This window comes from Acinetobacter guerrae (assembly GCF_009372255.1).
In the GTDB taxonomy this organism is placed as follows: Bacteria; Pseudomonadota; Gammaproteobacteria; order Pseudomonadales; family Moraxellaceae; genus Acinetobacter; species Acinetobacter guerrae.
Genome location: NZ_LXGN01000023.1, coordinates 14,092 through 27,082 on the forward strand (window position 1 = coordinate 14,092; position 12,991 = coordinate 27,082).

The following is a 12,991-nucleotide window of genomic DNA, read 5'->3' on the forward strand; positions in this document are numbered from 1 at the left end:
TCGAGGGGGATTTAGTCACCATTTTTCAATTCAATGTTGATACCTAAAGAACGGATCTCTTTGGTCAATACGTTGAACGATTCAGGCATACCCGGATCCATATAATGGTTACCATCTACAATATTCTTATAGATGCGTGTACGACCTTCAACATCATCCGATTTCACAGTCAGCATTTCCTGAAGCGTATATGCTGCGCCATAAGCTTCAAGTGCCCAGACTTCCATCTCACCGAAACGCTGACCACCGAACTGCGCTTTACCACCAAGCGGCTGTTGCGTTACAAGAGAATAAGAACCAGTTGAACGCGCATGCATCTTGTCATCCACTAAGTGGTTAAGTTTCAGCATGTACATGTAGCCCACGGTTACAGGACGATCAAACTGCTCACCTGTACGTCCGTCAAACAAAATCTGTTGACCAGTACGTGGCAATTCAGCCAACTCAAGTAACTCTTTAATTTGACTTTCTTCAGCACCATCAAATACAGGAGTTGCTAGTGGTACACCTTTACGCAAGTTGCCAGCCAATACTAAGACTTCGTCATCAGTCAGACTGTTTAGATCTTCTTGCTCACCACCGACCTTGTTGTAAATCTTATCGAGGAAGACACGAAGCTCTGCAATCGTACGCTGTTGTTGCAACATCTTATCGATTTGCTCACCCAGACCTTTGGCTGCCAGGCCCAAATGTGTCTCTAGAATCTGACCCACGTTCATACGCGATGGTACACCTAACGGGTTCAAGACGATATCAACAGGCACACCATTAGCATCATGAGGCATATCTTCTACAGGTAAGATGTTAGATACAACACCTTTGTTCCCGTGACGACCAGCCATTTTATCGCCTGGTTGAATACGACGTTTTACCGCAAGATAAACCTTAACAACCTTCAATACACCTGTGGTCAGTTCATCACCAGTCGCTAATTTGCGTTTTTTCTCAGCAAATTTTTCATCAATTTCAGCACTTTTCTCTTTCAAAAATACTTGAATTTGACTCAAACGCTCAGCAATGCCTTCATCACTTGGTTGAATTTCAAGAAGATCGACCAACTCAAGACCTGAAAGTACGTCTTCAGTCAGTTTGTCTCCACGTTTGGTTGTACCACCACCGTTAGAATCCTGTCCCTTCAATAAGCGCACAATACGTTCACGTGCTGCCTCTTCAAAGATCTTGTATTCTTCTTTCAAGTCTTTACGGTATGAATCTAATTGTGCTTTTTCAATCGCAAGCGCACGATCGTCTTTTTCAAGCCCATCACGAGTAAAGACTTGTACATCAATTACAGTCCCTTTAGTACCAGACGGAACTCGTAAAGATGAATCTTTCACATCAGCCGCTTTTTCACCGAAGATCGCACGAAGTAATTTTTCTTCTGGAGTAAGTTGAGTTTCACCTTTAGGTGTTACTTTACCTACAAGAATATCACCTGCAGTAACTTCTGCACCGATATAAACAATACCAGATTCATCTAGCTTCGATAGTGCAGCTTCACCCACATTTGGAATATCGGCAGTAATTTCTTCTGCACCCAATTTAGTATCACGTGCAACACATGATAACTCTTGAATGTGAATTGAAGTTAAACGATCTTCCTGAAGAACTCGCTCCGATAACAAGATCGAATCTTCATAGTTATAACCATTCCACGTCATGAACGCGACGCGCATGTTTTGACCAAGTGCTAACTCACCGCCATCGGTAGATGGACCATCAGCCAATACATCACCACGACCTACTTTATCACCCAGATTGACAAGAACTTTCTGGTTAATACAAGTATTTTGGTTAGAACGGGTGTATTTGATCAGGTTATAAATATCTACGCCTGCTTCACCAGCAATCATTTCATTTTCATGAACACGAATGACAACACGGGATGCATCAACAAACTCAATCACACCACCACGTTTTGCAATTACACATACGCCTGAATCACGTGCAACTGTCGCTTCCATACCAGTACCAACAAGCGGTTTATCCGCAAGTAAGGTTGGAACAGCCTGACGTTGCATGTTCGAACCCATTAAGGCACGGTTAGCATCATCGTGTTCAAGGAATGGAATAAGTGATGCTGCTACAGAAACAACTTGCTGCGCAGAAACATCCATATGCGTCACTTTTTCAGGAGGCATACGTACAAATTCACCCTGATGACGAACTGAAACCATTTCTTCAACGAGGTTACCCTCTGCATCAACACCCGAGTCGGCCTGTGCAATAACAGTACCTACTTCTTCAATTGCAGAAAGATATTCAACGTCATCCGTTACACGGCCATCAACGACTTTACGATAAGGAGTTTCAAGGAAACCGAAATCGTTAGCTTTAGCATAGACAGACAGCGAGTTAATCAAACCAATGTTTGGACCTTCAGGCGTTTCAATTGGACAAACACGACCATAGTGAGTTTGATGTACGTCACGTACTTCGAACCCTGCACGTTCACGTGTCAAACCACCTGGCCCAAGTGCTGATACACGACGTTTGTGTGTAATTTCAGACAATGGGTTGTTTTGATCCATAAACTGTGACAACTGGCTTGAACCAAAGAACTCTTTGATTGCAGCAGCCACTGGTTTAGCATTGATCAAGTCTTGCGGTGATAAGTTATCTGTTTCTGCCTGACTTAAACGCTCTTTCACAGCACGTTCAACACGGACCAAACCAACACGGAATTGATTTTCAGTCATTTCACCTACTGAACGGACACGACGGTTACCCAAGTGGTCGATATCGTCGACTTCACCTTTACCGTTACGAATCTCGACCAATGTACGCAGTACATCAGTAATATCCTCATTTGCAAGGATACCTTCAACTTCACGTGATTTTTGATCTGTACCCACTTCGTAAGGACGACCCAAACGACGGTTGAACTTCATACGACCCACTGGCGACAAGTCATAACGCTCAGAAGAGAAGAACAAGTTATTAAACAAATTCTCGGCAGCTTCTTTGGTTGGTGGCTCGCCTGGACGCATTACTTTATAGATTTCAACCAGTGCTTCTTCACGACCTGATGTGGTATCAGCACGTAAAGTATCAGCAATGAAAGGACCATGATCGATATCGTTGGTATACAAGATATTGAACTGCTTTACGCCACCTTCAGCAAGCTTGACCATAACTTCATGGCTAAGCAAAGTATTCGCTGAGATTACATCGCCATCACGTAAAGTAATATCTTCAGCAGTGATCCGCTCGTATAAATATTCGTCTGGCACTGATAGTTTGGTTAAACCAGCAGCTTCCATTTGACGTACGTGGCGAGCATTAATACGCTTACCTTGCTCAACAATGATTTTGCCATCGTTATCGGCGATATCGAACTGTGCCATTTCACCACGCAGGCGTTCAGGCACTAAATCGATCTGGTAGCTACCCATATCCAGATACACAGGTACTTTTTCATAGAACAAATCAAGAATTTGTTCATTATTATAACCCAGTGCACGCAGAATCACGCTCGCCAATAATTTACGACGACGGTCAATACGAACATAAACTAAATCTTTGGCATCAAATTCAAAATCTAACCATGAACCACGGTAAGGAATAATACGTGCTGAATAAAGCACTTTACCACTTGAATGGGTTTTACCCTTATCATGATCAAAGAATACGCCTGGAGAACGATGTAACTGAGATACAATGACACGCTCGGTACCATTGATCACAAACGTACCGTTCTCAGTCATGAGTGGCATTTCACCCATGTAAACTTCTTGTTCACGAACGTCTTTAATTGACTTCGTTTCGCGATCTTTAATGATCAAACGAATTTTTACGCGCATTGGTGCCGCATAAGTTGAGCCGCGAAGAATACATTCACGTACATCAAACTCTGGTTTACCAAGGCTATACTCAACAAATTCTAAAGCAGCATTGCCAGAATAACTTTCTATAGGAAAAACTGAACGAAATGCGGCTTGGAGACCGATATCTTCGCGGTTTTTCGGTGATTTGCCATCTTGTAAAAACGTTCTATACGAGTCGACTTGAATCGAAAGCAAGTACGGAGCGTCCATGACGCTAGGCAATTTACCAAAATTCTTACGGATCCGTTTCTTTTCGGTATATGAGTATGCCATCTGGAGTCCTCGGAAAGTAAACCAGGCCCGCCTGCAGAACGAGCTTGGATGGAATTACGCAGGCCGATATGGCCACCACTTTTACAAATGCTGCAATTTTTAAGTGGTATTAAAACGCTTAACAATATTTTTAAACCAGAAAAATATTGGTAAGCGTTTGAATTTAGTTCATTTGTTCTTTAAATCGAACATTTTTATATCGAACAAACAAAAATCGAGCCGATTATTGTAACGCAAAAAGGCTGATGACCCAAGAGCCATCAGCCATTTTATGGGGCCGATTATCAAAAAATCGGCCCCTTAATACATTACTTAAGTGTAACTGTAGCACCAGCTTCTTCAAGTTTCTTCTTAAGTTCTTCGCCTTCTTCTTTAGAAACGCCTTCTTTAAGAACTTGTGGAGCGCCTTCAACAAGATCTTTTGCTTCTTTAAGACCAAGACCAGTCGCTTCACGAACTGCTTTAATTACAGCAACTTTGTTCGCGCCAAAAGAAGTCAATTCAACATTGAATTCAGTTTGCTCTTCAGCAGCAGCAGCACCAGCACCTGGAGCAGCAGCAACAGCTACAGCAGCAGCAGATACATTGAATTTCTCTTCAAAAGCAGAGATAAGTTCAACAAGTTCAAGAACAGTTTTTTCAGCAACTGCGTTTAGGATTTCTTCGTTAGTTAAAGCCATGAGAATAACTCCAAATGGATATTGAATAAGGTAAATGTGTGATTAAGCTGCTTCTGACTCGTTTTTCTCTTTGAGTGCTGTAAGTAAGCGACCCAATTTCGAAACAGGAGCTTGAAGAACAGAGGCAAGCATAGTAAGTGCTTTCTCTTGGTTCGGAAGATTTGCAATAACGCTAACTTCAGCACCTTGATAAACTTTGCCGTCAAATGCAGCAGCTTTTAATTCAAATGCTTTGTTCGTTTTCGCAAATTCTTCGAACAAGCGTGCAGCTGCACCCATGTCGTCTTCAGAAGTTGAAAAACCAAGAATTGTTGGGCCTACAAGGTTGTCATTCAAGATATCAAACTGAGTACCTTCAAATGAACGTTTAGCCAAAGTATTACGTACGATACGTGTAGTAACACCTAACTTACGCGCTTCAACACGAAGTTGAGTAAGTTTTTCGACAGTTAAACCTTGATAGTCAGCAACAACAGCAGAGAACGCTTTAGAAGCAACTTCGTTGACTTCTGCGACGATCTGTTTTTTGTCTTCGATAAGAAGAGCCATTGTAAAACCTCCTAAGGTGACTTATGCATCTAAACTAGACGCACTCCCAATTCGTAAACCTTTCGATTTACACGCGGAGGAGGAACAAATCACACCACCGCGTCTACTCAGGCAATTGATTAAGATCAAAGCCGAAACTTCGACCACCTGAGGTCTTTGACGCTGGCAAATTAATATTTACCAATTCAAAGTCCGCTTGGTGAAATATTTGAACTATCAAAGATTTTCCAAATATTTTTACTCACCAAGACCTTTAAAAATCTTTTAACTAAAATTAGTTAGAAACGTTGCTTACATCAACAGTCAAACCAGGGCCCATTGTTGAGCTCAACGTGATTTTTTTGATGTAAACACCTTTAGAAGTTGCTGGTTTTAACTTTTTCAAGTCAGCAACTAAAGTTTCAACGTTTTGACGGATAGCTTCAGCAGTAAAACCTACTTGACCAATCGCAGCATGGATAATACCTGCTTTGTCTACACGGTAACGTGCCTGACCAGCTTTCGCATTTTTAACTGCATTTGCCACATCAGGAGTAACCGTACCCACTTTAGGGTTTGGCATTAAGCCACGTGGACCAAGAATCGTACCTAATTTACCTACAACACGCATTGCATCTGGAGCAGCAATTACGACATCAAAGTCAAGGTTACCTTGTTGAATGCTTTCAGCAAGATCATCAAAACCAACGATGTCAGCACCTTCAGCCTTAGCAGCTTCAGCAGCAGCGCCCTGTGCGAACACAGCAACACGTACAGTTTTACCAGTACCTGCTGGAAGTGTAGTTGCACCACGAACTACTTGATCAGATTTACGTGGATCCACACCAAGATTCACTGCAACATCCAAAGATTCTTTGAACTTAGCAGCAGGAAGGTCGGTAAGAACTTGTACTGCTTCTTCCAAAGTATAAACTTTGTTGGTATCTACAGCAGCAGCGATGGCTTTTTGACGTTTAGTTAACTTTGCCATGTCTTATAGCTCCACTTCCAAGCCCATAGAACGTGCAGAACCAGCAATGGTACGAACACGTGCGTCTAAATCAGCACCAGTTAAATCTGGTTCTTTCGTAGTCGCAATTTCTTCTAACTGAGCACGAGTCAACTTACCAACTTTAGTTTTGTTTGGCACAGAAGAACCCTTTTGAATACCAGCAGCTTTCTTAAGAAGAATAGATGCAGGTGGAGTTTTCATGATAAATGTGAACGATTTATCGTTATACACAGTGATCACGACAGGAATTGGCAAACCTACTTCAAGTTTTTGTGTAGCAGCATTGAATTCTTTACAGAATGCCATGATGTTTACACCACGTTGACCTAGTGCAGGACCAATTGGTGGAGATGGATTTGCTTTACCAGCTGGAACTTGCAGCTTGATATAGCCGTCAATCTTCTTAGCCATTATAGATTACCTCTGGGTACAAACGCCGCTAAGCTCCCCAATGTTTACTTCACAACATACGAGATGCTGTAATAACAAATGCCCGATCAAATCGGGCGCTTTCCAACCAATTCAGTTTAAATCGTTTTTTCGACTTGACGAAACTCGAGTTCAACCTGAGTTGGACGGTTAAATACATTAATCGTCAACGTTAAACGTGACTTCTCGTACTGAACTTCCTCCACGACTCCTTTAAAGTCTGTGAACGGACCATCAGTAACTAATAATTCTTCACCTGGTTCAAACATCGTCTTAGGACGAGGCGCTTCACCTGTATTACGTACACGTGCAAGAATCGCATCAGCTTCTTTTTGGGAAATTGGGGCAGGTTTCTCTGCTGTTCCACCAATAAAGCCCAGAACTTTTGGACATTCTTTAACAATGTGCCAAGTTTCATCATTCATTTCCATTTCGACCAATACATAGCCAGGAAAGAATTTACGTTCTGATTTACGCTTCTTACCATCCTTCATTTCTACGACTTCTTCCGTAGGAACAAGAACTTCACCAAAGCTATCGGCAACAGCGCTACGTGCAATACGATCATTCAAAGAACGCATTACCTGTTTTTCATAACCAGAATAGGCATGAATAATGTACCAACGTTTCATAGCTCTTTTATCCGATAATTAACTTAATTAACCAACCCAGTCCGTAGTCGAAACACCACAATACGATTGCAGTAATCACAACTACCAACAAAACCTGCCAAGATGTGGTCACGGTTTCTTGTTTTGTTGGCCAAGTTACTCGACGCAGCTCAATACGCGCATCTTTAAGTAAACGAACAAAGCCTTTACCTTGATGGGTGGCGTATAATAAACCTAAAGCAACAACGACACAAGCGATAATTACACCAACACGCACCCAAATGCTTGTTGCAGGCGGCCAATAAGCTGGTAAATATTGATTTACCATAGCAGCACCCACCAACAATGCCAGTGCAAGAATCCACAAGACAATATCTAGCGGAGAACCAGAAGTGACAACTTCGGCAGAGTTATTTCTTTGAGGGATTGGCGCGTCGCTTAATGCGTCACGCGATTTATCATTCGACATTTTTTTACTCGTCGTTGAACTCGCGACTTATTATATGACACTTAAGTCAGCATCAAGCTTGTCATAACGTGGCAGGCCAGGAGGGACTCGAACCCCCAACATTCGGTTTTGGAGACCGACGCTCTACCAATTGAACTACTGACCTAGTACACACAAGCCGAGAGTCTAGACTCTCGGCTCAAAAATTGCAACCGCAAAGTGATTATGCAGTTACTTTCGCAACAACACCAGCACCTACAGTACGACCACCTTCACGAATCGCAAAACGTAGACCTGGGTCCATTGCGATCGGGTGGATCAATTCTACTGACATTTCTACGTTGTCACCTGGCATTACCATTTCTACGCCTTCTTTCAACTGGATTGCACCAGTGACGTCAGTTGTACGGAAATAGAACTGTGGACGGTAACCATTTAGGAATGGAGTATGACGACCACCTTCTTCTTTAGAAAGTACGTATACTTCTGCATCAAATTTAGTGTGTGGCTTGATCGCACCTGGTTTAGTCAATACTTGACCACGTTGTACGTCTTCACGCTTAGTACCACGTAACAACACACCACAGTTCTCGCCTGCACGACCTTCGTCAAGCAATTTACGGAACATTTCAACGCCAGTTACTGTTGTTACTTGAGTATCACGGATACCCACGATTTCAACTGATTCACCAACTTTAACGATACCTGATTCTACACGGCCTGTTACAACTGTACCACGACCAGAAATAGAGAATACATCTTCGATTGGCATCAAGAATGCTTTGTCGATTGCACGCTCTGGCTCTGGAATATAAGAGTCAAGTGCAGCAACTAGGTCAAGAACTGATTTCTCGCCATATTCGCCAGCATCGCCTTCCAACGCTTTAAGCGCAGAACCACGGATTACTGGAGTGTCATCACCTGGGAAGTCATAAGTAGATAGAAGTTCACGAACTTCCATTTCTACTAGCTCAAGAAGCTCTTCGTCGTCTACTAGGTCGCATTTGTTTAAGAATACGATGATGTAAGGTACACCAACCTGACGTGAAAGAAGGATGTGTTCACGAGTTTGTGGCATTGGACCGTCAGTCGCTGCACATACAAGGATCGCACCATCCATTTGAGCTGCACCAGTGATCATGTTTTTAACATAATCGGCGTGACCTGGACAGTCTACGTGTGCATAGTGACGGATTGGAGAATCGTATTCTACGTGTGATGTATTAATCGTAATACCACGTGCTTTTTCTTCTGGAGCCGAGTCGATTTGTGAGTAATCTTTCGCTTCACCACCGTAAGTTTTCGCACAGATTGTTGCGATTGCAGCAGTAAGAGTTGTTTTACCATGGTCAACGTGACCAATTGTGCCCACGTTTACGTGTGGTTTATTACGTTCAAACTTGGCTTTAGCCATGATGATCTTCCTCATTTACGTCGAAAGCAAGCTACAAGAGGCTACAAAAGGCACCGAAGCTACACAGCACATCGACATTAGTCTAAAAAAACAGACGCCCAATACTTTAAAAGCAGACTAATAAGCCTGCTTTTTAAATCTTTTGTGAATTTTCATTCACCAAACTGTATCTGGAGCTCTTATCGAGATTTGAACTCGAGACCTCTCCCTTACCAAGGGAGTGCTCTACCACTGAGCTATAAGAGCGATAATCCTTCGATGGAGCGGGAGACGAGGATCGAACTCGCGACATGCAGCTTGGAAGGCTGCCACTCTACCAACTGAGTTACTCCCGCACAGTGTTGGTACATTTACCACTTCAATCGAAGTTAATGGTGGTGAGAGAAGGATTCGAACCTTCGAAGCTTACGCGACAGAGTTACAGTCTGTTCCCTTTGACCGCTCGGGAATCTCACCAATATCACACTTAACTTTCAGTGCAAGTTCTTTACTTCAACAACAAACCACTTTAAGATGGTGCCGGCACACGGATTCGAACTGTGGACCTACTGATTACAAGTCAGTTGCTCTACCAACTGAGCTATGCCGGCGTTTCTTAGTGTTTCGTACGTTTCGTATCGGAACGGTGTGCAGTTTAGCAAAACTCAGAAACGATGCAAGCGGTTTTTTTAAAAAAACCGCTAAAAACTCACAAAATCAATCCGTTTGACGATAATTCAACCGCTTTGATCACTGCGCGAGCTTTTATTTGGGTTTCATTCCATTCTGACTCGGGATTTGAATCTGCAACAAGCCCCGCTCCTGCCTGTACATAGACCTTTTTATTACGAATAACGCAGGTACGGATTGCAATTGACATATCCATTTCACCATGCCAACCCAAATAACCTACTGCTCCACCAAAAATTCCACGCTTTACTGGCTCTACTTCGTCAATAATTTCCATCGCACGAATTTTTGGCGCCCCCGATAATGTGCCCGCAGGGAAGGTTGCTTTAAATACATCTAAAGCATCAATATCATCACGCACTTCACCCTGTACATTCGAAACAATATGCATCACATGTGAATAACGTTCGATCACCATACGGTCAGTCACTTGTACTTTGCCAATTTTAGAGACACGTCCAACATCATTACGACCTAAATCGATAAGCATTAAGTGTTCAGCAATTTCCTTTTCATCGTTCAGCAACTCCTGCTCTAAAGCAATATCTTCTTCTTTGGTTTTACCGCGAGGACGTGTGCCCGCCAATGGACGTACAGTCGCAATACCATCTTCAAGTCTAGATAAAATTTCTGGTGAAGATCCTACGATATGAAAAGGCTGATTATCGGTTAGCGTTTGTCCCTGAACTAAAAACAAATAAGGTGAAGGATTTAAATGACGTAGCGCACGATAAACCTGTAAAGCATCTCCATCAAAATCTGAAACCATCCGATGACCTGGCACAACTTGCATGACATCGCCAGCACGAATGTATTCCTTGACGGTTTCAATGGATTGCAGAAATTTAGCTTTACCTGTTAAAGATTCAAAATGAGGAGCAGTATGGGGCTTGGCTTGCAGGCTCACTGGTGTTGCCAACAATCTTTCTAAAGAATCTAGTTGATTTTGCGCGGATTGATAAGCTTCTTCATCTTGTGTATCGGCATGAACGATTAAGAAAAGTGTATCTTTTAAATTATCAAAAATAATAACGGTTTTAGATAACATCATCCAAATATCTGGCAAACCGACTGGATCTGCTTCAGGCACATTATTTAAACGTGGCTCGATATAACGTACCGCATCGTAACCAAAATATCCCACCAGACCGCCTGTAAATTGTGGTAATGCTGGAATCAAAGCATGTGGAGGAACTTTAAACTGGCTTTGATATTCACGAATATATTGAAAAGGATCGGCACAATTTTGAGTTTCGATCTGACCTTGTGCATTTTTTATCGTGAGCTGTCCCGCATTGCAGGAAAAAACTGTGGATTCACCTAAACCAATGATTGAGTAACGTGCCCAGTTTTCACCACCTTCTACTGATTCAAATAAATATGCCTGTGTATGATCTTTTAAACGCGCAAATACGGATAAAGGGGTTTCAGTATCTGCCAGACGTTGGCGATAAACAGGAATAGTGTTATAGCCCGCAGCTTTTAATTGTTCAAACTGTGCAAGTGTTGTCATGAATTTCTCTCAATGGTTTCTAGTTAAGCACGATAATGTTGATAAAAGACGCGATTATCGCCATCGAAAAACCTGACCCAAATTCATTCCACACTCCTTATTCACTTTCTAATAAAAACTTTCATTTAAACCAATAGTTGATCAAGACGATCGACCACTTGTTGTGGATCACTATCGTAAATATTCTCTCCATGATTATAGCCATAGCTGACTACAATACAATCGATACCTGCACGGCGAGCAGCTTCTATATCATTTTTTGAATCGCCAACCATTAATGTCTGTAACTGCGTGGTGTCAAAGACTTGCATACTATGCAGCAAAGGCAAAGGATCTGGTTTTCGAAGCGGGAGACTATCTCCACCAACTACAAGCGAAAAATAATGATCTACCTTAAGCTTTTGTAATAGTTCTTTTGCCAACAACTCTGGTTTATTGGTCACACAAGCCATATCAATATGACGATTTTTGCAGCTATCCAAAAATGATTGAACACCATCAAATAAACGGCTATGAACACACAATTCCCGTGCATAAATTTCTAAATATTTTTCTAATAATCGTTGATGTTTTTCTGAGTCAATTTGACCGAACAAAAACATTAAAACTGCATCACAGAGTTTGCCTGTACCCTGCCCGACCCATTGACGAACCTGAGTTTCAGTAACTGTTGGCCACCCCAAGCTTTGTAAGGTTAAGTTCATAGAACGATACATGTCCGAAGCGGTATCGACCAATGTTCCATCCAGATCAAATAAAATTAATTTTCGTTGTTCAATTTTTAATAATGACATTTATCTAGCCTACTCATGATTTTTACTCAAATAAGAAAGGCATGCCCATGCATGCCCTTTGATTGCATTCGATATTTTATTTAAAGAATAGCCACGCCAAAACTGCCAAAATAATAATGACGATTACAGTCATAAGACCAACAGATGCATTTTTCTGTTGTTCTTTTTCTTGCTCAACACGTGAAACAGGTTGCTCGAATGGTATTGGTTCTGGCTTAGCTTGAACCTTAACATCAACACCTACAGGAATAGGTGCAGGTTTTGGCACCTCGACAGATTTTGGCATACCCTCATGACCAAGCGATGTTTCAACTGCTCGTTCACTCAGGCTTGGCATACCCGCATCATTCATTTCCTGCGCTGGCGTTTTCAAAACCTGTTGAACTGGTTTTTCTGTTACAGGTTCGACTTCAATTTCTGGTAAATCAGAATTTTGTTCTGCTGGCGCCAAGACAGAAAACTTCAGTCCTGCAAACTGTACAATATCGCCTTCATGTAACTGCACTTCTTGCTCAATGCGCAAATCATTGACAAAAGTACCATTTGAAGAGTTTAGATCTTGTACCCAGAGCTGATCCGCTTTTAACACAAGTGCAGCATGTTTACGTGAAATCTCTGCGGCTTGTAAAACCAGACCTGCGTCCTGACCACGTCCAACTAGTAAATCGTGATCGACACTTATTTCCTGCCCCGTAAACTCACCCGTGATCGCCTGTAACTTCCAAGTCATAACTAAACTCTCTAATTTTTGATCTGGTAACATCATAACATGCTCAAAATATGATTTCGTGCC

Annotated in this window: 11 protein-coding genes and 5 tRNA genes; all 16 read right to left on the reverse strand. The window is 42.1% G+C overall.

Features of this window, described 5'->3' with window-relative positions; translation table 11 throughout:
* Nucleotides 1-11: 11 nt before the first annotated feature.
* Nucleotides 12-4,100, reverse strand: coding sequence for a DNA-directed RNA polymerase subunit beta (rpoB, locus tag A7A69_RS09060; protein ID WP_151981197.1), 4,089 nt, complete (start codon nucleotides 4,098-4,100; stop codon nucleotides 12-14).
* Between the two features lie 308 nt (nucleotides 4,101-4,408).
* A complete protein-coding gene (rplL, locus tag A7A69_RS09065) occupies nucleotides 4,409-4,780 on the reverse strand; it encodes a 50S ribosomal protein L7/L12 (protein ID WP_004985065.1) in 372 nt (123 codons plus the stop codon).
* Nucleotides 4,781-4,822: 42 nt separating this feature from the next.
* Entirely contained in the window at nucleotides 4,823-5,329 is a 507-nt protein-coding gene (gene rplJ / locus A7A69_RS09070) for a 50S ribosomal protein L10 (protein WP_120371115.1), read from the reverse strand.
* Nucleotides 5,330-5,603: 274 nt separating this feature from the next.
* Entirely contained in the window at nucleotides 5,604-6,299 is a 696-nt protein-coding gene (rplA, locus tag A7A69_RS09075) for a 50S ribosomal protein L1 (protein ID WP_120371116.1), read from the reverse strand.
* Between the two features lie 3 nt (nucleotides 6,300-6,302).
* Nucleotides 6,303-6,731 (reverse strand): 50S ribosomal protein L11, encoded by a 429-nt coding sequence (rplK, locus tag A7A69_RS09080; RefSeq protein WP_004637639.1) that lies wholly within the window; start codon nucleotides 6,729-6,731, stop codon nucleotides 6,303-6,305.
* Nucleotides 6,732-6,847: 116 nt separating this feature from the next.
* On the reverse strand, nucleotides 6,848-7,381 hold the full coding sequence (gene nusG / locus A7A69_RS09085; RefSeq protein ID WP_120371117.1) for a transcription termination/antitermination protein NusG: 534 nt from the start codon (nucleotides 7,379-7,381) through the stop codon (nucleotides 6,848-6,850).
* Between the two features lie 7 nt (nucleotides 7,382-7,388).
* Nucleotides 7,389-7,829: a preprotein translocase subunit SecE gene (gene secE, locus A7A69_RS09090; protein ID WP_120371118.1), complete on the reverse strand. Its 441-nt coding sequence runs from the start codon at nucleotides 7,827-7,829 to the stop codon at nucleotides 7,389-7,391.
* Nucleotides 7,830-7,898: 69 nt separating this feature from the next.
* Nucleotides 7,899-7,974, reverse strand: a tRNA-Trp gene (locus A7A69_RS09095).
* 57 nt (nucleotides 7,975-8,031) lie between these two features.
* Complete coding sequence (gene tuf, locus A7A69_RS09100) at nucleotides 8,032-9,222, reverse strand: elongation factor Tu (RefSeq protein ID WP_152877144.1); 1,191 nt, start codon at nucleotides 9,220-9,222, stop codon at nucleotides 8,032-8,034.
* A gap of 171 nt (nucleotides 9,223-9,393) precedes the next feature.
* Nucleotides 9,394-9,468, reverse strand: a tRNA-Thr gene (locus A7A69_RS09105).
* A gap of 13 nt (nucleotides 9,469-9,481) precedes the next feature.
* Nucleotides 9,482-9,557, reverse strand: a tRNA-Gly gene (locus A7A69_RS09110).
* A gap of 37 nt (nucleotides 9,558-9,594) precedes the next feature.
* Nucleotides 9,595-9,678, reverse strand: a tRNA-Tyr gene (locus tag A7A69_RS09115).
* Nucleotides 9,679-9,736: 58 nt separating this feature from the next.
* A tRNA-Thr gene (locus A7A69_RS09120) sits at nucleotides 9,737-9,812 on the reverse strand.
* Nucleotides 9,813-9,910: 98 nt separating this feature from the next.
* Complete coding sequence (gene trpE / locus A7A69_RS09125) at nucleotides 9,911-11,404, reverse strand: anthranilate synthase component I (protein WP_152877146.1); 1,494 nt, start codon at nucleotides 11,402-11,404, stop codon at nucleotides 9,911-9,913.
* A gap of 125 nt (nucleotides 11,405-11,529) precedes the next feature.
* Nucleotides 11,530-12,198: a phosphoglycolate phosphatase gene (locus A7A69_RS09130; protein WP_151981848.1), complete on the reverse strand. Its 669-nt coding sequence runs from the start codon at nucleotides 12,196-12,198 to the stop codon at nucleotides 11,530-11,532.
* A gap of 76 nt (nucleotides 12,199-12,274) precedes the next feature.
* A complete protein-coding gene (locus A7A69_RS09135; protein WP_152877201.1) occupies nucleotides 12,275-12,928 on the reverse strand; it encodes an FHA domain-containing protein in 654 nt (217 codons plus the stop codon).
* Nucleotides 12,929-12,991: the final 63 nt, after the last annotated feature.

Coding starts and splice junctions, on each gene's coding strand:
- rpoB (WP_151981197.1), bottom strand. CDS start 4,100: ATGGCATACTCATATACCGAAAAGAAACGGATCCGTAAGAATTTTGGT.
- A7A69_RS09135 (WP_152877201.1), bottom strand. CDS start 12,928: ATGACTTGGAAGTTACAGGCGATCACGGGTGAGTTTACGGGGCAGGAA.
- rplJ (WP_120371115.1), bottom strand. CDS start 5,329: ATGGCTCTTCTTATCGAAGACAAAAAACAGATCGTCGCAGAAGTCAAC.
- A7A69_RS09130 (WP_151981848.1), bottom strand. CDS start 12,198: ATGTCATTATTAAAAATTGAACAACGAAAATTAATTTTATTTGATCTG.
- rplK (WP_004637639.1), bottom strand. CDS start 6,731: ATGGCTAAGAAGATTGACGGCTATATCAAGCTGCAAGTTCCAGCTGGT.
- trpE (WP_152877146.1), bottom strand. CDS start 11,404: ATGACAACACTTGCACAGTTTGAACAATTAAAAGCTGCGGGCTATAAC.
- nusG (WP_120371117.1), bottom strand. CDS start 7,381: ATGAAACGTTGGTACATTATTCATGCCTATTCTGGTTATGAAAAACAG.
- tuf (WP_152877144.1), bottom strand. CDS start 9,222: ATGGCTAAAGCCAAGTTTGAACGTAATAAACCACACGTAAACGTGGGC.
- rplA (WP_120371116.1), bottom strand. CDS start 6,299: ATGGCAAAGTTAACTAAACGTCAAAAAGCCATCGCTGCTGCTGTAGAT.
- rplL (WP_004985065.1), bottom strand. CDS start 4,780: ATGGCTTTAACTAACGAAGAAATCCTAAACGCAGTTGCTGAAAAAACT.
- secE (WP_120371118.1), bottom strand. CDS start 7,829: ATGTCGAATGATAAATCGCGTGACGCATTAAGCGACGCGCCAATCCCT.